The organism is Candidatus Poribacteria bacterium (assembly GCA_021295755.1).
In the GTDB taxonomy this organism is placed as follows: Bacteria; Poribacteria; WGA-4E; order WGA-4E; family PCPOR2b; genus PCPOR2b.
Genome location: JAGWBT010000038.1, coordinates 4,865 through 5,243 on the forward strand (window position 1 = coordinate 4,865; position 379 = coordinate 5,243).

1 protein-coding gene and 1 pseudogene (1 of these 2 only partly in view) are annotated in these 379 nt (G+C 54.9%); both read right to left on the reverse strand.

Features of this window, described 5'->3' with window-relative positions; translation table 11 throughout:
• A partial coding sequence (locus J4G02_07360; protein ID MCE2394393.1) for a metallophosphoesterase occupies positions 1-182 on the reverse strand: 182 nt, incomplete at its 3' end.
• A 44-nt stretch (positions 183-226) separates the two neighbouring features.
• Positions 227-379 (reverse strand): annotated as a pseudogene (locus J4G02_07365) (mandelate racemase/muconate lactonizing enzyme family protein); it runs 976 nt beyond the window's last position.

Here is a 379-nt window from a genome sequence, read left to right on the forward strand (position 1 = left end):
CCGTGGATGAGATCGCCTGAATTGATAACGAAATCCACCTCTTCAGACACGACCTGCTCAATGAGCCTCCGGGCGTTAGTATCATTGTCATTGCCAGCAGACTTGCCAAAGCCCAATTGCAGATCTGTAACGTGGATCCAGCGAACCGTCCGGTGTGAGGCTTGGTCGTCGGTTGACCTCACAAGTTCCTCCTCTCACGGATGACTGTCCGTGTCATCAATCCCACCTACCAGTTGGTGTAAGACCCATCGCGGCGCCGCCAGTGCGGTGCTTCCCAGAATGTAAAGGTCTGGTTCGCTGCCATCTCTTCGTTGAACTCAACACCAAGCCCCGGCGTATCGGGCACCACGAAGCGGTCCCCTTCAAGTTTTGGTTGCAT